15 protein-coding genes are annotated in these 19,936 nt (G+C 44.7%); 3 read left to right on the top strand and 12 right to left on the bottom strand.

The window, feature by feature from the left end:
- Positions 1–2 precede the first annotated feature (2 nt).
- From nuoM to ndhC, 12 genes are all read right to left on the bottom strand, one after another.
- Entirely contained in the window at positions 3–1,628 is a 1,626-nt protein-coding gene (gene nuoM, locus EPB74_RS07985) for an NADH-quinone oxidoreductase subunit M (RefSeq protein ID WP_274903738.1), read from the bottom strand.
- A gap of 1 nt (position 1,629) precedes the next feature.
- The gene (gene nuoL / locus EPB74_RS07990) at positions 1,630–3,504 is read right to left on the bottom strand and encodes an NADH-quinone oxidoreductase subunit L (RefSeq protein WP_274903739.1); all 1,875 of its coding nucleotides are present in this window, start codon (positions 3,502–3,504) and stop codon (positions 1,630–1,632) included.
- A 4-nt stretch (positions 3,505–3,508) separates the two neighbouring features.
- Positions 3,509–3,817, bottom strand: coding sequence for an NADH-quinone oxidoreductase subunit NuoK (nuoK, locus tag EPB74_RS07995; protein ID WP_045445153.1), 309 nt, complete (start codon positions 3,815–3,817; stop codon positions 3,509–3,511).
- A gap of 98 nt (positions 3,818–3,915) precedes the next feature.
- Positions 3,916–4,662: an NADH-quinone oxidoreductase subunit J gene (gene nuoJ / locus EPB74_RS08000; protein ID WP_274903740.1), complete on the bottom strand. Its 747-nt coding sequence runs from the start codon at positions 4,660–4,662 to the stop codon at positions 3,916–3,918.
- On the bottom strand, positions 4,659–5,207 hold the full coding sequence (gene nuoI, locus EPB74_RS08005; protein ID WP_079691073.1) for an NADH-quinone oxidoreductase subunit NuoI: 549 nt from the start codon (positions 5,205–5,207) through the stop codon (positions 4,659–4,661). The genes nuoJ and nuoI overlap by 4 nt, the downstream gene beginning before the upstream one ends.
- 55 nt (positions 5,208–5,262) lie before the next feature.
- Positions 5,263–6,258 (bottom strand): NADH-quinone oxidoreductase subunit NuoH, encoded by a 996-nt coding sequence (nuoH, locus tag EPB74_RS08010; protein ID WP_274903769.1) that lies wholly within the window; start codon positions 6,256–6,258, stop codon positions 5,263–5,265.
- 49 nt (positions 6,259–6,307) lie between these two features.
- On the bottom strand, positions 6,308–9,418 hold the full coding sequence (nuoG, locus tag EPB74_RS08015) for an NADH-quinone oxidoreductase subunit NuoG (protein WP_274903741.1): 3,111 nt from the start codon (positions 9,416–9,418) through the stop codon (positions 6,308–6,310).
- Between the two features lie 10 nt (positions 9,419–9,428).
- The gene (gene nuoF, locus EPB74_RS08020) at positions 9,429–10,853 is read right to left on the bottom strand and encodes an NADH-quinone oxidoreductase subunit NuoF (protein WP_274903742.1); all 1,425 of its coding nucleotides are present in this window, start codon (positions 10,851–10,853) and stop codon (positions 9,429–9,431) included.
- Positions 10,850–11,359, bottom strand: coding sequence for an NADH-quinone oxidoreductase subunit NuoE (gene nuoE, locus EPB74_RS08025; RefSeq protein WP_079691069.1), 510 nt, complete (start codon positions 11,357–11,359; stop codon positions 10,850–10,852). The genes nuoF and nuoE overlap by 4 nt, the downstream gene beginning before the upstream one ends.
- Positions 11,360–11,515: 156 nt before the next feature.
- On the bottom strand, positions 11,516–13,291 hold the full coding sequence (nuoC, locus tag EPB74_RS08030) for an NADH-quinone oxidoreductase subunit C/D (protein ID WP_274903743.1): 1,776 nt from the start codon (positions 13,289–13,291) through the stop codon (positions 11,516–11,518).
- Positions 13,292–13,464: 173 nt separating this feature from the next.
- Positions 13,465–14,133 (bottom strand): NuoB/complex I 20 kDa subunit family protein, encoded by a 669-nt coding sequence (locus EPB74_RS08035; protein ID WP_079691067.1) that lies wholly within the window; start codon positions 14,131–14,133, stop codon positions 13,465–13,467.
- A gap of 188 nt (positions 14,134–14,321) precedes the next feature.
- Complete coding sequence (gene ndhC, locus EPB74_RS08040) at positions 14,322–14,948, bottom strand: NADH-quinone oxidoreductase subunit A (RefSeq protein ID WP_274903744.1); 627 nt, start codon at positions 14,946–14,948, stop codon at positions 14,322–14,324.
- Positions 14,949–15,838: 890 nt separating this feature from the next.
- Here ndhC and EPB74_RS08045 point away from each other — a divergent pair.
- The 3 genes from EPB74_RS08045 to dut all read left to right on the top strand — a co-directional run bounded on the left by EPB74_RS08045 (position 15,839) and on the right by dut (position 19,928).
- On the top strand, positions 15,839–17,872 hold the full coding sequence (locus EPB74_RS08045) for a UvrD-helicase domain-containing protein (RefSeq protein WP_274903745.1): 2,034 nt from the start codon (positions 15,839–15,841) through the stop codon (positions 17,870–17,872).
- A gap of 93 nt (positions 17,873–17,965) precedes the next feature.
- On the top strand, positions 17,966–19,369 hold the full coding sequence (gene mgtE, locus EPB74_RS08050) for a magnesium transporter (RefSeq protein ID WP_274903746.1): 1,404 nt from the start codon (positions 17,966–17,968) through the stop codon (positions 19,367–19,369).
- 94 nt (positions 19,370–19,463) lie between these two features.
- Positions 19,464–19,928 (top strand): dUTP diphosphatase, encoded by a 465-nt coding sequence (dut, locus tag EPB74_RS08055; RefSeq protein WP_192523262.1) that lies wholly within the window; start codon positions 19,464–19,466, stop codon positions 19,926–19,928.
- Positions 19,929–19,936: the final 8 nt, after the last annotated feature.

Here is a 19,936-nt window from a genome sequence, read left to right on the forward strand (position 1 = left end):
ACTTAACGTGCCTCCATTGCATCAAGCAGTTGTGATGCATCTACTTGTGTTACTTGACTGTATATATAGGCGTTATTAATCCACTGCATCGCGTGACTTGAGGTATCAAGGAACGGTTGTGGATACAGTCCGAGCCAGACCAAGCCTGCGGCAAGCATTAATAGTAATGACAGCTCGCGCTTGCCCAAATCTTTTAATGGACGCTCCGGCAGACCGTGTAATTTGGTCTCGCGCAGTGCCAATTCTTTAATATTATTGGTACCGAATAACGCCTTATGAATCAAAATAAGCGAGTATAAACCTGCCAATACCAAGCTGAATGTCGCAAATACTACAAACACTGGATACTGAGCAAACGCCCCAAATAAAATCATGAACTCGCCGATGAAGTTACCTGTTCCCGGAATACCGAGCAAGGCGGCACAGAAAAACATCAGTATCGGTGCATAATAACGGAACTGACCCCACATGCCACCCATCAAGGTTAGATCACGCGTATGTAGACGCTCATATAACTGACCTGCCATGATAAACAGTGCTGCTGAGCTCAAACCGTGTGCCAGCATTTGAATCATCAAACCTTGCAAGCTTAATAAAGTACCGGCATAAATAGCCAATACCACAAAACCCATATGCGAGATACTGGTATAAGCGAGCAAACGCTTCATATCGGTCTGCATAAAGGCGAGCCACGCCCCATAAAAGATACCAATCGTACCCAAAGTCATCGCTATCGGGGCGAAATCTTGTGATGCGGCTGGAAATAATGGTAAGACAAAACGAATCAAACCATAAGCTGCCGTCTTAATCAGAACCCCTGCCAAATCCACCGAACCTGCCGTTGGTGCCTGCGCATGGGCATCAGGTAACCAGCCATGGAAAGGAATGATCGGCAACTTAACCGCAAAGCCAATAAAGAAGCACAGCATAATCGGATATTCCCAGCCGCCAAGTGGCGTACCGAGCAAGTCATTATAATTAAAGCTAACCACGCCTTTTTGCGCGTAGCTGATAATGACCAATACCAAAATACCGATGAGCATGATAAGCCCAGAAGCTTGGGTATAGATAAAGAACTTAGTTGCTGCGTATTCTTTGGTTTTGCCAACGACGTCATGACCCCAAATAGCAATCAAGAAGTAGATAGGAACCAGCATCATCTCCCAAAAGAAGAAGAATAAGAACATATCAATGGCTAAAAATACACCAATAACTCCGCCCAAACTCCATAGTAAGTTTAGATGGAAGAAACCAACACGGCGCTGAATCTCATTCCAAGAACAAGCAACTGCCGCAACACCAAGCAGCCCAGTTAAAGCAACCATCATCAGCGATAAACCATCTAAGGCTAAATGAAAGCTGATACCAAAGCTTGGTATCCAAGGCACACTGAACTCAGCAACCCAAGGCACGTTTGCGTCTGGCGCAATGACTTGCTTACTCATGCCTGAAAAATCACCGTAATGCCACAATACCAGTGACAATACAAAGGTCAACGTCATACCGATCAAAGCAATCCAGCGCGGTAGACGTTTATTGAAGCGTTCAACCAGCCAACATAGCAATCCTGCAATAAAAGGAATGGCTATTAATGCTGGTAGCATCCACGTTTGTTGTAACTCTATCATCTTATACCACCGTCATCATTACCAGCACCAACAGCACAGCCATACCCAAGCCAAAGCTTGCAGCATAACCTCGAAGTGACCCTGTTTGCGTCGCAGACAATACCTTATTTCCGGCTGATGCCAGCTTAGGTAGTAGCAGCCACGTTTTATCAACAGGATCGGCTTTAAATAAGCGGCCGATGAACAAAAAGGGTTTTACAAAAACTATATCGTATAGCGCATCAAAGCCCATACCGTGATAGCACCAATGATATAACGCGCCGCCGATAGACGTACGTTTGAAGCGCGTGAGCATGCGACCTTTATCGACCACATATAATAGTGCAGCTATGACCAAACCAGCTAGCATCGCACCCATAGCGATAAACTCAGCCGTATGCTTACCATGCGCTTGACCAGCAACTTCTAGTAAATGCCCAACGCTCTCTGGCAATACGCCTTGTAATGGCGGGGTAATAAACGCACCCACTGCCGTCGATAATACTAGCAATACACTAAGCGGCAGCCAATACGACACACCCGATAGTTTATGTGCTTGAGTTTTTTCTTCACCAAAGAAGATAATCCAAATCATACGGAAGGTATAAAGCGCGGTTAAGAAAGCACCGAATACACCCATATAGAATAAGACCATATGACCGGTTGCATAACTCTCCCAAAGAATCGCTTCTTTAGAATAAAAACCAACCGTTACCCAAGGTATCGCCGCCAATGCACCGCCACCGACGATATAGCACCAGAAGACCAAAGGTATTTTCTTACGTAAGCCGCCCATCTTAAAGATGTTTTGCTCATGATGTACCGCAAGAATCACTGCACCTGATGATAAGAATAACAATGCTTTAAAGAAAGCATGGGTCATCAAGTGGAAGATAGCGCCTTGCCATGCACCAACGCCCAACGCTAAGAACATATAGCCAATTTGGCTCATGGTCGAATAAGCAAGGATACGCTTAATGTCGGTTTGTGCCAGCGCGCAAAAGCCAGCAACAACGAGTGTCAATGCACCCACTGCCCCGACCCAGTACAACAATACACCAGGCGTCAATATAAATAATGGATGTAGACGTGCAATCAAATAAACACCAGCGGTAACCATCGTTGCAGCGTGAATCAATGCCGATACTGGGGTTGGACCTGCCATCGCATCAGCAAGCCAAGTATGTAGCGGTAGCTGTGCTGATTTACCCATCGCACCACCAACCAACATCATGGTAGTCAAAATCATCGTAGGGTTATTGATATCAAATACTTCCGGGGCACGGGTAATAATCTCTTGGATATTAAGCGTACCAAATTCACGGAATAATAAAAATAAACCAAAAGCTAAAAACACATCACCCACACGGGTAACGGTAAAGGCTTTCATCGCTGCACGACCATTAGCGCGGTCATGATAATAAAAACCAATCAGCAAGTAAGAACAGATACCAACGCCTTCCCAACCGAGATACAGTAGGAATAAATTATCCGCCAATACCAGTAATAACATACTAGCGACAAACAAGTTCATATAGCTAAAGAAGCGCGCAAAGCCTGTATCGCCTTTCATATACCATGCGGCAAATAGATGAATTAAAAAGCCAATGCCGGTAATAACCCCAGTCATCGTCAATGCTAAGCCATCAAAACTTAAGCCAAAATTCGGCGCAAAGTCACCGACTTGAAACCACGTCCACAGCGGAATTTCTACCACTGTTCCGGCTGGATTCGTCGTTAAAAAGGTATAGCTAACAACCAGCGTACAGAGCGCTGATAGCAACATGCTACCAACACCGACAATCGCTGCTACCTGCTCGCTTAACTTGTCGCGCATAAAGGCTAGAATCAAAAAGCCAACGAGCGGGAATATAAAGGTTAATGGTAATAAACTCATGACATCATCCTTTCATCTCATTGGCGCTGTCGACATCGAGATGCCCACGCTGATGATAAAAACGCAATAATATTGCCAAACCAATGGCCGCCTCGGCCGCTGCTAAGGTTAGAATAAAGATAAACATAATCTGTCCATCTGGATCGACCCAGCGGCTACCTGCCACCACAAATGCCAGTGCCGTCGCATTCATCATGATCTCAAGACTCATCAGCATAAATAAGAAATTACGCCGTACCATGACACCGCACAGACCAATCGCAAACAAGATACCTGCCAAAATCAATCCATGGCTCATGGGTATCATACCCAGTACATTCTGCGCCTCAGCAACCGGCTGCACTAAGCCTGCTACCTCGTGGGCAAACGGCACATTTGTAACCTCTTGTGCCACGCTCGCTGCTAGTACCATTAATCCGACTCCTTGCGCGTGACTTTCTTCGCACCCACCTGCATACCTACTTTCATACCTACATAGTCATGCGGGTCGACATCTTTATATTCGTATGGCTTTGCCATCTTTATGGCATCACTGTTTTTATAAGTGCTGTTGTTATGGATGCTGTCGTTTTCGTACAGCTCAATACTGCCGACATTTGGATTGGCTACTAAGCTATCGTTACCGATAATCTCATCATCGATAGACTCTTTGCCTAAATGATAAGCGGCAACTAAGGCAGCTAATAGTAGCAATGCTGCGACTTCTATCAGCATAATATACTTAGTAAATAAAACAGTGCCCACTACTTTGGCTGAAATAGTTGACCCGCCAATCACAGCTGCTTCGTTATGATTAAGACCAATCATCGCATACAGCACAACCGCGATAATAATCGTTAGCCCCGTCGGTATCGCCCAAGTGCCAGCATCAAGCCAGCGCTCTTCACGCTCATCATTACGCATGCCTAAATTTAGCATCATGATAACAAAGACGAACAACACCATAATAGCGCCAGCGTAGACGACAATTTCAAGTGCTCCAGCAAACGGCGCACCTATCACAAAAAATATACCAGCGATTGCTAGTAACGACACAATCATCGATAAAATAGCATGGACTGGATTGGCTTGGGTCACCACCCGCAAACTGGCAAATATGGCCACGGCTGCAAGCGAATAAAACCCTGCCAATTCAGGATTATTCAAAATATTCATCATGGTAGCAAGCTCCTTAGATCAATCGGTGCAGCTTCATTTTGCGCCGCCCCTTTTGGTTTATCTGCTACCGCCATACCCGTCACGCGATAATAGTTATAATCGGGATATTTACCCGGTCCTGAGATCAGCAAATGCTCTTTTTCATAGACCAAGTCTTGACGGACGTATTCGCCCATCTCAAAATCAGGGGTCATCTGAATGGCCGTCGTTGGACACGCTTCTTCACACAATCCACAAAAGATACAGCGTGAAAAGTTGATACGAAAGAACTCTGGATACCAGCGTCCGTCTTCACGTTCCGCTTTTTGCAACGAGATACAGCCCACTGGACATGCCACGGCGCATAAGTTACAAGCAACACAGCGCTCATCACCATCAGGGTCTCGAGACAATATAATACGTCCACGAAAACGTGGTGGTACAGGTACCGGCACCTCAGGATAAAGAATGGTGTCGCGTGGTCTGATCGCATGACTATTGACCATCCACATGCTGCGGACAATGGTAAACATACCAATGACGGTCTTTTTTATAGTAGTAAACATGGGATTATTATCCTTATCAGCTTTACCCTAGTTCATCAGTGATGGCTAGTAATGATTACAACGTTGGGGAAAAAATCAAAATGACTGCAGCAGTAACCAATAGGTTAATCAACGTTACCGGCAGGCAGACTTTCCAGCCAAAGTTCATCACCTGATCATAGCGCGGACGCATGAGTGAGCCTCGAGCCAAAATAAACATGGTCATAAAGAATAGCGTCTTAATCATGAACCAAAAAGCTGGTGGAATAAATGGAATATCTAAATTAAAAGGTGCCAACCAACCACCAAAAAACAGACACGTCATCAATGCAGAAATCAGTACGACGTTGACATATTCGCCAATAAAGAACATACCGAATTTCATGCCAGAGTATTCAACATGATAACCTTCAGCCAGTTCTTGTTCTGCTTCTGGTTGATCAAAAGGATGTCTGTGTGTTACCGCAACCCCAGCAATTACGAAGGTTAAAAAGCCAAAGAACTGCGGGATGATATACCAGCCATCAGCCTGCGCTTCGACTATCGCCCGTAAGTTAAATGAGCCTGTTAATGCAACAACGCCCATCAATGACAAGCCTAAGAATACTTCATAACTAATCGTTTGCGCGGCTGAACGTAAGCCGCCGAGTAGTGAGAATTTATTGGCTGACGCCCAGCCACCAAACAGCACTGCATAGACAGCAATACCTGCCATGGCAAAGAAGAATAAAATACCAATATCCCAATCAGCAACCCCAAGGGTTGGCGAGATAGGAATAATGGCAAATGAAGCCAATGCGGTAAACATCGCAACCGCTGGCGCCAAGGTAAACATAAACTTATCGGTAAAATTTGGTGTCCAATCTTCTTTAAAGAAGATTTTGAGCATATCAGCAACCAGCTGCAACGAACCAAACGGTCCGACACGGTTTGGACCATAACGGTCTTGCCATAAAGCTAACATCCGGCGCTCATAAACAATCATCATAGCGGCAACAATCACCACCGCCAAAAAGATGACCAGCGATTGTACGACCATAAAAAGTATAGACCAAGTATCAAAGGTCATCATACCCGCCAAAAAGCTTGGCACATCGGGGATAATACGGGTAACTTGCATATTACACCTCCTGTGTGGTGGTCGGCGCTGTAGTAGCTACAGTGGCTGGCGTTGCGCGGTTACTATTATTGTTAGCTTCAGCATGGCTCTTTAAAGCACTGTCATTAGCCATACTACCCATCATGGTAATTGGTGCATCTACTTTGCGTACCGATGCTGGCATTGATGGATGAATGATGCTTACTTGTCCGACTGGATAACCAATACAACCTTCTGCTAAATAGCCAACAAGCTGAATAGGTAAGGTAATTTGCTGTTTATCAATCTCAATAGCTAAATAATCGCCAGCAACCAGACCCCACTCTTTAGCATCATCAATACCGATATGCCATGTTGCAACCAGTAATTGTTCAGCAACGACTGGGCTACGTGACGTCATCATTGAGCTGGCATAGATATTATAAATAGGAACTAGCTTGGCTTGTCCTTGCTGCATATCCGTCGTGGTCGAAGACATCGCTTCTGGCGCAACATATTGACGCGTCGGTAGGCGCTCTAATTGGTCGAACAGGCGTACGCCCGGATCACCATTTCTAAGACTGCCACCGACTTTATCTTGATATTTATTCCACGCTTGCGGTGAGTTCCAACCTGCGGCATTGGCAAAAGGAATCATTGAGCTTGGGGTTTGTTTGCCACTATAACCTTCCATTGAAAAGGTTAAACCGGTATCCAAATCTTTTGGCTGCATCGGCTCATGAACAGAGACAGGCGCGCGCATAGAAGTACGACCTGAGTAACGGCGCGGCTGACGGGCAATTTTCAGACCAGTCATCCGGTAGTCAGCATCAGGTGCTGCCTCTTTAATACCCGCAAGCTTAGGATGCGTCGCAATCAAAGCGTTAATCACATCATCAAGCTGCGTCCAGTCGACATCTCTGCCCTCTAGACTGCTGTGTACGGCATGTAACCAGCGCCAGCCTTCTTTAATACTGCTTAGCGGATGATAATATTCGTTATCATAGACTTGGAAGAATCGTTGAGCGCGGCCTTCAGCGGAAACTAGCGTGCCATCTGCTTCAGCAAAGCTTGCTGCTGGTAATACAATATCGACGTCTTTATGCCAATCAAGCAACTGATGATCCAGCGCAATGACGGTTTTATCCGTTAATAGCTGGGTTAATTTAGTAGCGTCAATAGCATCGGTCAGCTGATTTTCAGCGACTATCACTACATCAAAATCAGTGGCCAGTAACTCTTCGACTGAATGTCCGCCAAGCAAACAGACACCGATACTATTGGCATCAGCAACCGCTAAATAAATACCGGCTTGAGCGTGGTATTTTTTATTGACTTCTTTTAGCTCAAGTTTGGTTGCAGGCTTACGTTCAACATCGTCCTGCGCTTCTGTATCCACACCCGTTTCAGGTTTGTTTGGTTTGGCAGATAGCTCTTTATCTTCGGTTTGCTGAGTGGTTGCCGCTTGCGCTTCAGCGGCTTCGACCTTCTCATTATGTGTCTCAACTTCATACTGCTCAGTCGCTTTAATGGCGGCACGCTTTTGGCTTAATGCTTGCGTGATTTGCGCAGCCGCTTCTATCAAGGCGATAGACGATAAGCTGCTGCCAGATACGATTAATGGCTTATCCGCTTGGATCAAATCATAAGCAATTTGCTGTGCCAGCGCTTGCATAGCGTCAACATCAGTATTAGCATCCTGTTCAGCCGTTTGCGGGTTGACTATTTCTGCTAAATCATCCGCAAAGTTAGCAATCTCATTAGCAACTTTGAAACCAAGTTTGGTGATATCTTCAGGCGTCGCTACTACGCTGACCTTACTGATGTCTTCAAGTTTGGTTTGGGTCACATCAATGATATATACCGGACTTTGCGCGCCTTGAGCAATGCGCTTGACTGGCTCAGCCAACCATGATTGCGTTTTGGTCGCAGCCGCCATTTTAAGGGCTTCATTTTTCGCCGCTTGACGAATAGATAGTGCGACACGTGGTGAGGTTTGAGTAATATCTTCACCCAAAACCAAAACCGCATCGTGACTTTCAATATCAGTCATGCCTGGGTTATAGATGCTTTCAGTACTTAGTACTTCAATACATTTATTGACCAGTGCTTGCTGCTGATGATTGAGACCGGTTGAGAAATTATCAAAACCAACGAGGTTTTTTAGCGCAAAGTTGGTCTCTAAACTGGCACGTGGCGAGCCAATACCGATGACTTTTTTATCTTTAATACGCTTAATGGTTTCATCAAGCGCATAGTCGATATTGATTTTGACGTGTTTATCATTGATACGCTCAAGCGCTTGGGTTGGACGATCTTCACGATTGACATAACCGTAACCAAAGCGACCGCGATCACATAAGAAGTAACGGTTTACTTCACCGTTATAACGGTTTTCAATACGGCGCAATTCACCATAGCGCTCACCGGCGGAAATATTACAACCTGCTGAACAACCATGACAGATGCTTGGGGCATACTGCATGTCCCATTTACGGTTATAACGATCGGAATGCGTCTTATCGGTAAATACACCGGTTGGACATACTTCAGTTAAGTTACCTGAAAACTCACTCTCAAACTGACCATCTTTATCACGACCAAAATAAACGCGTTCATTTGAACCATAAACACCCAAATCTTCACCGCCCGCATAGTCTTTATAAAAACGTACACAGCGGTAGCAAGCGATACAACGGTTCATCTCATGAGCGATAAAAGGACCAAGCTCTTGATTGTGATGCGTACGTTTGGTAAAGCGGTAGCGACGACGATGATGACCTGACATATAAGTCATATCTTGCAAATGACAATGTCCACCCTCTTCACAAGTTGGGCAGTCATGCGGATGGTTAATCATCAACAGCTCAACCATCGACTTACGGAACGCCTTGGCCTCATCATCAGTGACCGAGATGTACATATCATCGCTGGGTGCGACCATACATGACATGACAAGACGACCGCGACCCGCTTCCATATCTTCTTTGCTTTGATACTGCTTAACCGCACACTGACGGCAAGAGCCTACTGAGCCAAGGGCTGGGTGATAACAAAAATACGGCACATCAATGCCGAGTGACAAGCATGCTTGTAGCAAGTTGTCCGCGCTATCTACTTCGACAGTGGTTCCATCAATATGTATGACTGCCATGCCGCTCTCCTTATTTCACATCTGGCTGTTGACTGGCTGCAGCCTCAATAACATCTTTACCGACCGCCTGCGCAATTTTTTGATCAAACTCAGGACGGAAATATTTAATTGCACTCATCAGTGGTTCCATAGCGCCTGGGGCATGCGCGCAAAAGGTTTTGCCGATCCATAAGTCACGGGTTAAGCCTTCTAACTTTTCAACATCACCGATTTGACCTTCACCATCATTGACGGCAGTGAGGATTTTAACACCCCAAGGCAGACCATCACGGCATGGCGTACACCAACCACATGACTCACGTTGGAAGAAAATCTCAAGATTGCGCAATAATGGCACCATATCTTGCTCTTCATCGACGACCATAATCAGCCCAGTACCCATACGGCTACCGGCTTTTTGGATGGTATCAAAATCGACGACGGTATCTAAATGATCAGCTGTTAAAAAGTCAGTTGATGCACCACCAGGTAACCATGCTTTGAGCGTACGACCTTCTTGCATACCGCCAGCAAAATCTTCAATAATCTCACGCGCCGTATAACCAAATGGCAATTCCCACAAACCTGGATCATTAACCAGACCTGAACAGCCAAATAGTTTGGTACCCGGCGTTTCTACCACGCCTTTGGCTTTTGGTAAATCTTGATACCACTTGCTACCATGTAAAATAATCGCTGAGACGTTATGTAGGGTTTCAACGTTATTAACAACGGTTGGACGCCCCCATGCGCCTGCCACTTGTGGAAATGGTGGTTTGGTACGCGGGTTGGCACGGCGACCTTCTAAACAGTTAATCAATGCCGTTTCTTCACCGCAGATATAACGACCAGCGCCAGTATGGACGTGCAAATCAAAACTAAAATCTGACCCTAAAATATTGTCGCCGACCAGATTATTGGCTTTTAACTCTTCAATCGCTGCGGTTAGACGCTCAGCAGCTAAAATATATTCACCACGGATAAAGATATAACCAGCAGTTGCACCGATAGCGTAGGCAGAAATGAGCATACCTTCGATGAGCTGTAATGGCAGACGCTCCATGAGCAGACGGTCTTTAAAAGTACCCGGCTCCATCTCATCAGCATTACAAACTAAATAACGTGGACCACCATCAGGTGGTGCCATCAGCGACCATTTAATACCCGCTGGGAAACCTGCGCCGCCACGACCTTTCACTACTGCTTCTTTAATAGTATTTAAGGTGTCATCTGGTGATTGATTTAACGCCATCTTAAGCGCTTCAAAACCACGTAGTGATTCATAAGTCGCTAAATCTAATACCGCGTCATGATGTGCTAGACGCCATGTCAGTGGTTTGGTTTCACTAGTAGCCGTCGCTTTGTCACCATATACCGGAATGCGCTGCTCATTAAGTTGGCTTGGTGCTTTGCCTTGGCTGCGAAGAGCAATCTGCTCTGAAACGGTTAATCTCATGCGTATAGCTCCAACAATTGGGCAACTTCGTCGGGCTGTACAGGACCATAGGTGTCTTCATTAATCAACACCGCAGGACCTTTATCACAGTTACCCAAACAGCAAATTGGCAATAGCGTAAAACGACCGTCAGTCGTCGTTTGACCATAGTCGATACCTAGCTGCGATTTTAGTTCAGCGGCAAGCGCTTCATAGCCTGTTAGATAACAAGCCACTGAATCACAAATGAGGATGACATGACGACCAACTGGCTGACGATAGATACGGTTAAAGAAGGTGGCTACCCCATCCATATCGGTTATAGGAACATTTAGAATATTGGCAATGGCGTTGACTTGCGCATCATCGACCCAGCCGTTACGCTTTTGCACGATTTTTAGCGAATCTAAAGACGCTGCACGCGGATGTGGATAATGATGCACAAACTCATGAATAGCCGCGATTTCTTCAACGGTTAAGATACTTGCCACATCTACTTTTGGCATTTTATCGGAAACAATTCTCATAATCTTTTTCTTTCCTCACTCAGCCCACTGCTTGTGTTGCGCTTATAGCGCAATGACAGCGTTTTGGTGTGCCAATTTGGCAATAACATATTAATGAACTTGTCTTACTTCTAAAACGTATAACGTGATTACGATAAACTCATAACCGCAAATATTCTAACGGTCACAATCCGCCATCACAATATCAATCGACGCCAGATACATGATGGCATCAGATACGAGCGAGCCATTAATGACCGATGGCATTTGCTGGATATGCGCAAATGTTGGTGTACGGATACGCGTACGATAGCTCATCGTGGCTTTATCTGAGGTTATATAATAACTATTCAGACCTTTAGTTGCCTCAACGATCGTTGCACATTCGCCCGCTGGCATCACAGGACCCCAAGATACGGAGATAAAGTGGTTAATCAAGGTCTCAATATCGTTCAAGGTACGGTCTTTCGGTGGTGGTACCGTTAATGGATGGTCCGCTTTATAAGGACCTTGTGGCATATTGTCCATACATTGACGTATGATACGCAGCGACTGGCGCATCTCTTCGACTTTCACCATACAGCGATCGTATGCATCACCGTTATAGCCAACTGGCACTTCAAAGTCGTAGTTCTCATAACCCATGTACGGTCGCGCTTTACGTAGATCAAAATCTAAACCTGTCGCACGTAAACCTGCACCCGTCACGCCCCATGCTAATGCTTGCTTGGTATTATATTGCGCAACACCTTGGGTACGACCTTTAAGCACGCTGTTTTGCAATGCCGCTTTGACATACTCATCCAAGCGTTTTGGCATCCAATCTAAAAACTCGCGTACCAGACGCTGCCAGCCACGCGGTAAATCGTGTGCCGTACCACCGATACGGAACCAAGCTGGATGCATACGGTAACCAGTCACGGCTTCGATGACATCGTAAGCTTTTTGGCGATCGGTAAACATATAGAATACCGGCGTCATACCACCCGCATCCTGAATAAAGGTACCGACAAATAGCAGATTATTGGTAATACGGAAAAACTCACTCATCATTACGCGAATGGTTTCAGCGCGAGGCGGAATGGTAATTCCTGCAAGCTTTTCAACCGACATGATATACGGTAGCTCATTCATCACACCGCCGAGATAATCAATACGGTCGGTATATGGAATAAATGAGTGCCACGTTTGGCGCTCAGCCATCTTTTCTGCGCCGCGATGGTGATAGCCAATATCTGGAATACAATCAACCACTTCTTCGCCATCGAGCTGTAGTACCAAACGGAAGGCACCATGTGCAGATGGATGGTTAGGACCAATGTTCAAGAACATAAAGTCTTCGTCACGCCCCGAACGCTTCATGCCCCACTCTTCAGGGACGAAGCGCAAGTTTTCTTGCTCGTATTGTTGTTTGGCATTATTTAGGAAGTAAGGCGTAAACTCAGTCGCACGCGCATGATACTCTTTACGCAGTGGATGACCTTCCCAATATTTAGGCAATAAGATACGGGTTAGATGCGGATGTCCGGTAAAGACAATACCAAACATATCCCATACTTCGCGCTCATACCAATTGGCATTTGGCCAAATTTGCGTCGCGCTTGGGACATTTAGATCGTCTTCACTGAGTGCGACTTTGATACGTACATCGCTATTACGCTCAAGCGACATCAAATGATAAAACACCGTAAAGTCACTATCAGGTAAACCTTGGCGATGCTGGCGTAAACGCTCATCTATCGCTGACAAGTCAAATAGCATGACATAAGGTTTTGGCAATTTACGCAGGAACAAGAGAACGTCTAATAAATCAGCGCGTGCCACCCAAACCGTTGGAATTTCATCAACCGTGTGCTGCACGACAAACTTACCAGCATATTTCTCTTCCAGCTCTTTGATAACCGCTGGGACAGTTTTGATCTTAGGATCTATGTTTTCGACTACCGTGACCATGAATGATGTATTCCTTCATTAATCATAACTGAACTATGTCAATCATAACCGAACTATATTAATCATAACCGAACTATGATGAGCGTATGCGTAATGAGCATTGCTATGAATTATTAACTATTGAGCCGAGTTACCGAGAGTTGCCGAAGCAAATACTAAAATAAACGGCTTGACTAAATACTATCTGGGCTACGTAAGTTTTTCACAGCGATACGATCCGCTTGCTTACGGTCACGCTCAGGCGTCATTTGCGGCTGATAGATACCCTGATCATTGACATGAATACCTAATGGGCGACGTTCTTTAGTAATAGATTCTTGCAATAACATCAGGCCTTGAATCAACGCTTCTGGACGCGGCGGACAGCCTGGTATATAGACATCGACTGGAATAATTTTATCTACGCCTTGTACGACTGAATAAATATCGTACATGCCACCCGAGTTGGCACAAGCGCCCATAGAGATGACCCATTTTGGCTCAAGCATTTGCTCATAAAGGCGCTGAATAACCGGTGCCATTTTGACAAAGCAAGTACCAGCGACGATCATCACGTCCGCCTGACGGGGCGATGCACGAATAACTTCGGCACCAAAGCGTGACAAATCATGAACCGCCGTTAGTGTGGTGGCATATTCGACATAACAGCAAGAGGTACCAAAGTTAAATGGCCATAATGAATGCTTACGCCCCCAGTTTGCTGTCGAGTGCACAAGATCTTCTAGACGACCCATAAAGACGTTTTTATTGACTTCATCTTCCATCGGATCATTGACGGTTTGGCGTGTCTGAGCAGGATAAACATCTGCATCAGGGTTGGCTTTTGTTAATGTGTATTTCATAACATACAACCTTTATTTTAAGCGAAGGTGACCATTATCTTGTCACCAATATCACCATAACTTTTATTATTAATAACTGATCATTAATATAAATTTATTATAAACCTGTTTGTGTCACCGTACTCTGCTTTCCGCTTCTAACAGGCTATACAAATTTTAAGCAAAACTGGCAAAACCATTAGAGCTAATTAACGTTTAACATTATCTGGTTGCGCAGACGTCGCAAAGTCCACAGAAGTAACATTACCCGTGGTATTAATATTATGATCAAGATTTTTTAAATGGTGGCGATTGGTCTCAATATTGTTTGAGACGTTGATCTGTCCTGAAGATTGCGCAGGTATCTTGCCCGTAGGGTCGATCATTAGCTCATCAACACCATCAAACTGGGTGATGTCTGCTAAATTGAAACCTGCAGGGGCGGCATATAAACGCGGTTTTTTGAGACGTTTATCAGATGGTGCCCAATTCATCGCACCTAAGCTCAGCTCGTATACCAAGCCAATGATTAAGATCGTGATAAATATCGCTGCTGCTGCAAAACCAAGCCAACCCGCTTCACGTACCGAAACGGCATAAGCATATAAATATAGCGCTTCCAGGTCAAAAATAACAAAGAAGATTGCCACCAAATAGAATTTGGCAGACAAACGAATACGGGCGTTGCCAGCTCCGACAACACCCGCTTCAAATACTTCTTCTTTTTGTGAGCCGTGAGAGCGACCGCCGAGCAGGCGCGGAACGACCAGCATAAAAATAACTAGCGCAATGGCGGCTAAAATAAAAGCAATTGCTGACCAATTAAAAGCAGACATGATAATACGTGCTCCTCACCCAATCGAGTGTTAAGCGCAGCGCAAGTACTGACCCACTTAAGGCCGTCTAGCGACAGGCATAACACAGACGAAAACACAAAGTGACTGTCATTGAGTCACTGTATTTAAGTAACTATTTTAGGGTCTGTGCTGGTAATAACCAATTATCAAGCTTATTGACGACGATGTCAGACGTGACCAACTGTAGAGTGTCCGCTGTATACGCGGATAAAAGGCTGGTCGCCCAACGTATCTTGTAACAACGTAAGATCAACTTATTAAATCAATATCATATTTGATAGTTTACTTAATTGATTTAATAGCTCATTACACGTGGTCAACAATGACGTGACAACTGGCATAAATTATTTACGTACTATACGCATATCGGCAATTAAAAGCTAGTTTTTAACTGTATTGAACGGTCACTTTATCTGCAAAAAAAATATGTTTTTTGTACCATAAACTATGATACAGACGTTACCTTATATTAAGCCCATATCTATATTTCTAAAAAGGCCCTGGTATATATAGTGTAAGTCTCGCAATCTAAACGCTTTTTTACTGAGCACTCATCCACTAACTCCTCACCCAAAGATAGGGGTTTTGCTTTATAATGACCCACCGAATTCCATGGTTATATCAGTGGCGGTATCGACAGCTGTTTTAACGACGGCTTTCATGATTAATTGTCACAAAATATTAATTACCATGAGCTCAATTAGCTGATTATTTGAATAATCCTATCGACGCCATGTTTCAATTTCTATATGACGCCATGTTGCGCTATCAATTTGCTTAATACGGTATTTATTTAACTTAGCAGCTTTTTATATCGGCGCTAGCCTATTTTTGCTTTCTTTTTTTGCTTTTGTCTTACAGGTCACCTTATGAGTCAACTTAATCCCAAACAACAAGAAGCGATGCTCTACGTATCAGGTCCATTGCTTGTGCTAGCAGGTGCCGGTTCCGGTAAGACGTCAGTGATTACGCGCAAAATTGCTTATCTTATTGAAGAATGTAACATGCCAGCTGAGCGTATCACGGCGGTGACTTTTACCAATAAAGCGGCGCGTGAAATGAAAGCTCGAGTCAGTAAATTACTGCCGAGCGAAAAGACGCGCGGGCTGACGGTGTCGACCTTTCACCAATTTGGGCTTCAGTTTTTACGTTATGAGCTGATTCATACACCGCTCAAGGGCAACTTCTCCATCATGGACAGCGACGATAGTAAACGTCTGCTGATGGAGCTGATGATGCGCGATAACTTAAGTGGCGCTGAAAGTCGTGAGCTGGTCGGTAAAGCAATAAAAATGATTTCTGATTGGAAAAATGATCTGATTGAGCCTGATAAGGCGATGGAAACCTTAGACGATCCAGAAGATATGATTTTTGCGACGCTTTATGCGCTATATGAGCGTAACCTGCGTGCTTATAATGCGGTCGATTTTGATGACTTGATTGTATTGCCGACTAAAATATTGCGTGAAAATAGAGAACTGCGTGATAAATGGCAAAACCGTATTCGTTATTTACTGGTCGATGAATATCAAGATACCAATACTGCTCAGTATGAGATGATTAAATATTTGGTTGGGCCACAAGGGCGCTTTACCGTGGTTGGTGATGATGACCAGTCTATCTATGCATGGCGCGGCGCAAAGCCTGAAAACATGGCGCTGCTCAAAGAAGACTTTCCAAAATTAAAAATTGTGATGCTCGAGCAAAACTATCGCTCGACCAGTCGCATTTTGACTTCTGCCAACGCCGTTATTACCAATAACGAGCATTTATTTGAAAAAAAGCTGTGGTCAGATAAAGGTCAAGGCGAAAAAATCCGCATTATCAATTGTCGCAATGACGATGATGAGTCCGAGCGCGTCGCCAAAGAAATCGTCACCCACAAACTGCGCTTTGGTAATGAATGGGATCAGTATGCTGTCCTCTATCGCAGTAACTTTCAGGCGCGTATGCTAGAAGCGCAGCTGCGTCAGTTACAAGTTCCTTATAAATTATCCGGTGGTCAGTCCTTTTTTGCCCGTAGTGAAATTAAAGATATCATGGGCTATCTACGGATGATATTGAATCCTGAAGATGACAGTGCTTTTTTGCGTATTATTAATACGCCTAAACGTGGTATGGGACCAGCTACGCTTGAAAAACTGGGCTTATTTTCGCAAGAGCATAGCATCTCGCTATTGGCATCGTGTACTCATGCCGGTCTTAGTCATGTCTTGCCATCGAAAGCTTATGGCACTTTAAAAGAGTTTGGCGACTTTATTGAGCATTACACCCGCGAGCTTGACCAACACCCTGACCCTGTGCCAATCGTACGTCAGATGATTGATGAAACTGGATATATCGACTTTGTGCGCAGTGACTCTAAGACACCGCAGCAAGAAAAAAACCGGATTGATAATATCGATATGCTCTATACCAGTATTCAATCACTGATTAATCGCGCCGAAGAAGACGAAGATCGGACGATTGATACTATTATTCGTAAGCTGGTGTTGCTGGATATGCTTGAGCAGCAGCAAGAAGAAGAGAATACCAATAAAGTCAATTTGATGACCTTACATGCCGCAAAAGGTTTGGAGTTTGATTTTGTTTATATCATGGGGCTTGAGGAAGAAATGCTGCCACATCGCAACTCTATCCTAAGCGAGACGGTTGAAGAAGAACGGCGCTTAATGTATGTAGGCATTACTCGCGCCCGTCGTGAGCTGACCTTGACGCTAGCCACTCAGCGCCGTGCTGGCGGTCAGATGCGTGTCACTTCTGAATCAAGATTTTTAGATGAACTACCAGAAGAGCATATCGACTGGCCAGCCAAAGCCAAGAAGAAAAAAGCCACCAAAGATCCTGAAGCCGTTGCCGATGAATATTTGGCCAATATTCGAGCGTTATTAGGCAATCGCTAGCTTTAGGATAAATGCTTGAGAGAAGCGTAGGTTGGACTACCATCCAGTCTGTAGTCATTACCATTATTTAGAACATCAAAACTTGGAACTTTTATGCCCACCCCGACGCCGAATCAAGAACGACCATCGACACGACAGGGAGACTATAATCCGGCTGAATATAGCGCCGAATATAAGCTGCTGTATTTGCAAGAGCTGGTTGCTGATAAAGCGTATGTGGCCATTACTGAGTTTTTAGAAAAACAGTCAGAATATGAGATTGCCAACTTACTAGAATCATTTCCTACTCAAAACCGCCTATTGATTTGGGCCCAAGTCCCTGAAAACATCAAAGGCGAGGTCCTCGCTGAGCTCGAGTTTGATACACGCCAGCCATTGCTAGAGAACATCTCCTCAAAAGAAATATCGCTTTTCACCCAAGATCTTGATGCCCAAGACATCTCAGAGATTTTAGATACGGTAACTGAGAGCGTGCGTACCTCGGTCATGGCGACCTTGGATGAGGATATCCGAGTTCAGGTCAACAAACTTGATACCTATAAAGACTGGGAAGTCGGCAGCTATATGAATCCTGAGCTTATTCAGGTTCGAGAAGATATGACGTTGGCTGAGGTGCAAAACTGGCTACGAGAAGATATTGAGCTGCTCGATGATGAAAGCCAGGAACTACTGGTCGTTGATAAAAGCCAGCAACTGCTTGGCTTATTAAGTCTGGCTGATTTGATTAAGCATAACCAAAACACGCTAGTTGCAGATTTGATTCATACTGCCATCACCATCAATGATCGTCTAGATATTCAAGATGCTGCCGCGATTTTCCGCTCAGAAGACATCCGTTTTGCACCCGTTATTAATAGCCATGGTGAGCTAGTCGGTCAGTTAAATGGTGAGGATATCATGGAAATTATCCAAGATGATGTCGATAGCACTATGAAAAATCTTGCTGGTGTCAGCCAAGACGAAGAGCTGTTTGCGCCTATTTTAACCAGTGCCAAAAGCCGTAGTATTTGGCTCGGTATTAATTTATGTACGGCTCTATTGGCCGCTGCGGTGATTGGACAGTTTGAGGCGGTATTGGCAAAAGTAGTAGCACTAGCGATACTGATGCCAGTGGTCGCCAGTATGGGCGGTATTGCAGGCTCGCAAACACTGACAGTGGTCATTCGCGGTATGGCGATGGGTCAAATCGGTGGCTCTAACCGTCTATGGTTATTAAATAAAGAGCTGTGGGTTGGGGCGATAAACGGTATTATATGGGCGATAATCATGGCGTTTATTGCTCAATTGTGGTTTCATGACATTAAAATTAGTGCGGTCATCGGTCTGGCTATTGCGATTAATATGACCGCCGCCAACGTCTCGGGGATTAGTATTCCGCTGATGCTAAAGCGCATGAATATCGATCCTGCGTTATCTGCCTCAGTGATCCTGACTACCGTGACAGATATTGTCGGCTTTATGTCGTTTTTGGGCTTAGCAAGTTTGCTGATACTATAATCGAATACATAGCTTCAAAATAAAATTATCAATTTTATCTCTTAGATTAAAACATTAAATTTATAAAACCATTAAATCGTTAAGTGAGTGCGTTATGCAAGCTGTCCAAGTTAAAGTATTAAACCCTAAAATCACCGAAGATAAAGCGTTCTCGCTACCAACACGTGCCACCGATGGCAGTGCTGGTATTGATCTACGTGCTTGTATTGATGAGCCTTTGACGATTAAAGCCGGAGCCACGCATTTAATTGGTACTGGTCTTGCCGTTTATATCCAAGACCCTAATTATGCCGGAATGATTTTGCCGCGCTCAGGTCTCGGTCATAAGCACGGTATCGTTTTGGGTAACTTGGTTGGACTGATTGATGCTGATTATCAAGGTGAGCTGATGGTTAGTATTTGGAATCGCAGCAATGAAGACTTTGTCCTTAATCCAGCTGAGCGTATGGCACAATATGTCGTTGTACCAGTTGCCCGCCCTGAGTTTGAAGTGGTGACAGAATTTAGTGATACTAGCGCACGCGGTGCCGGTGGTTTTGGGCACTCAGGTCGTCAATAGTAGCAACC

It is taken from the genome of Psychrobacter sp. DAB_AL62B (assembly GCF_028895345.1).
Taxonomy (GTDB): domain Bacteria; phylum Pseudomonadota; class Gammaproteobacteria; order Pseudomonadales; family Moraxellaceae; genus Psychrobacter.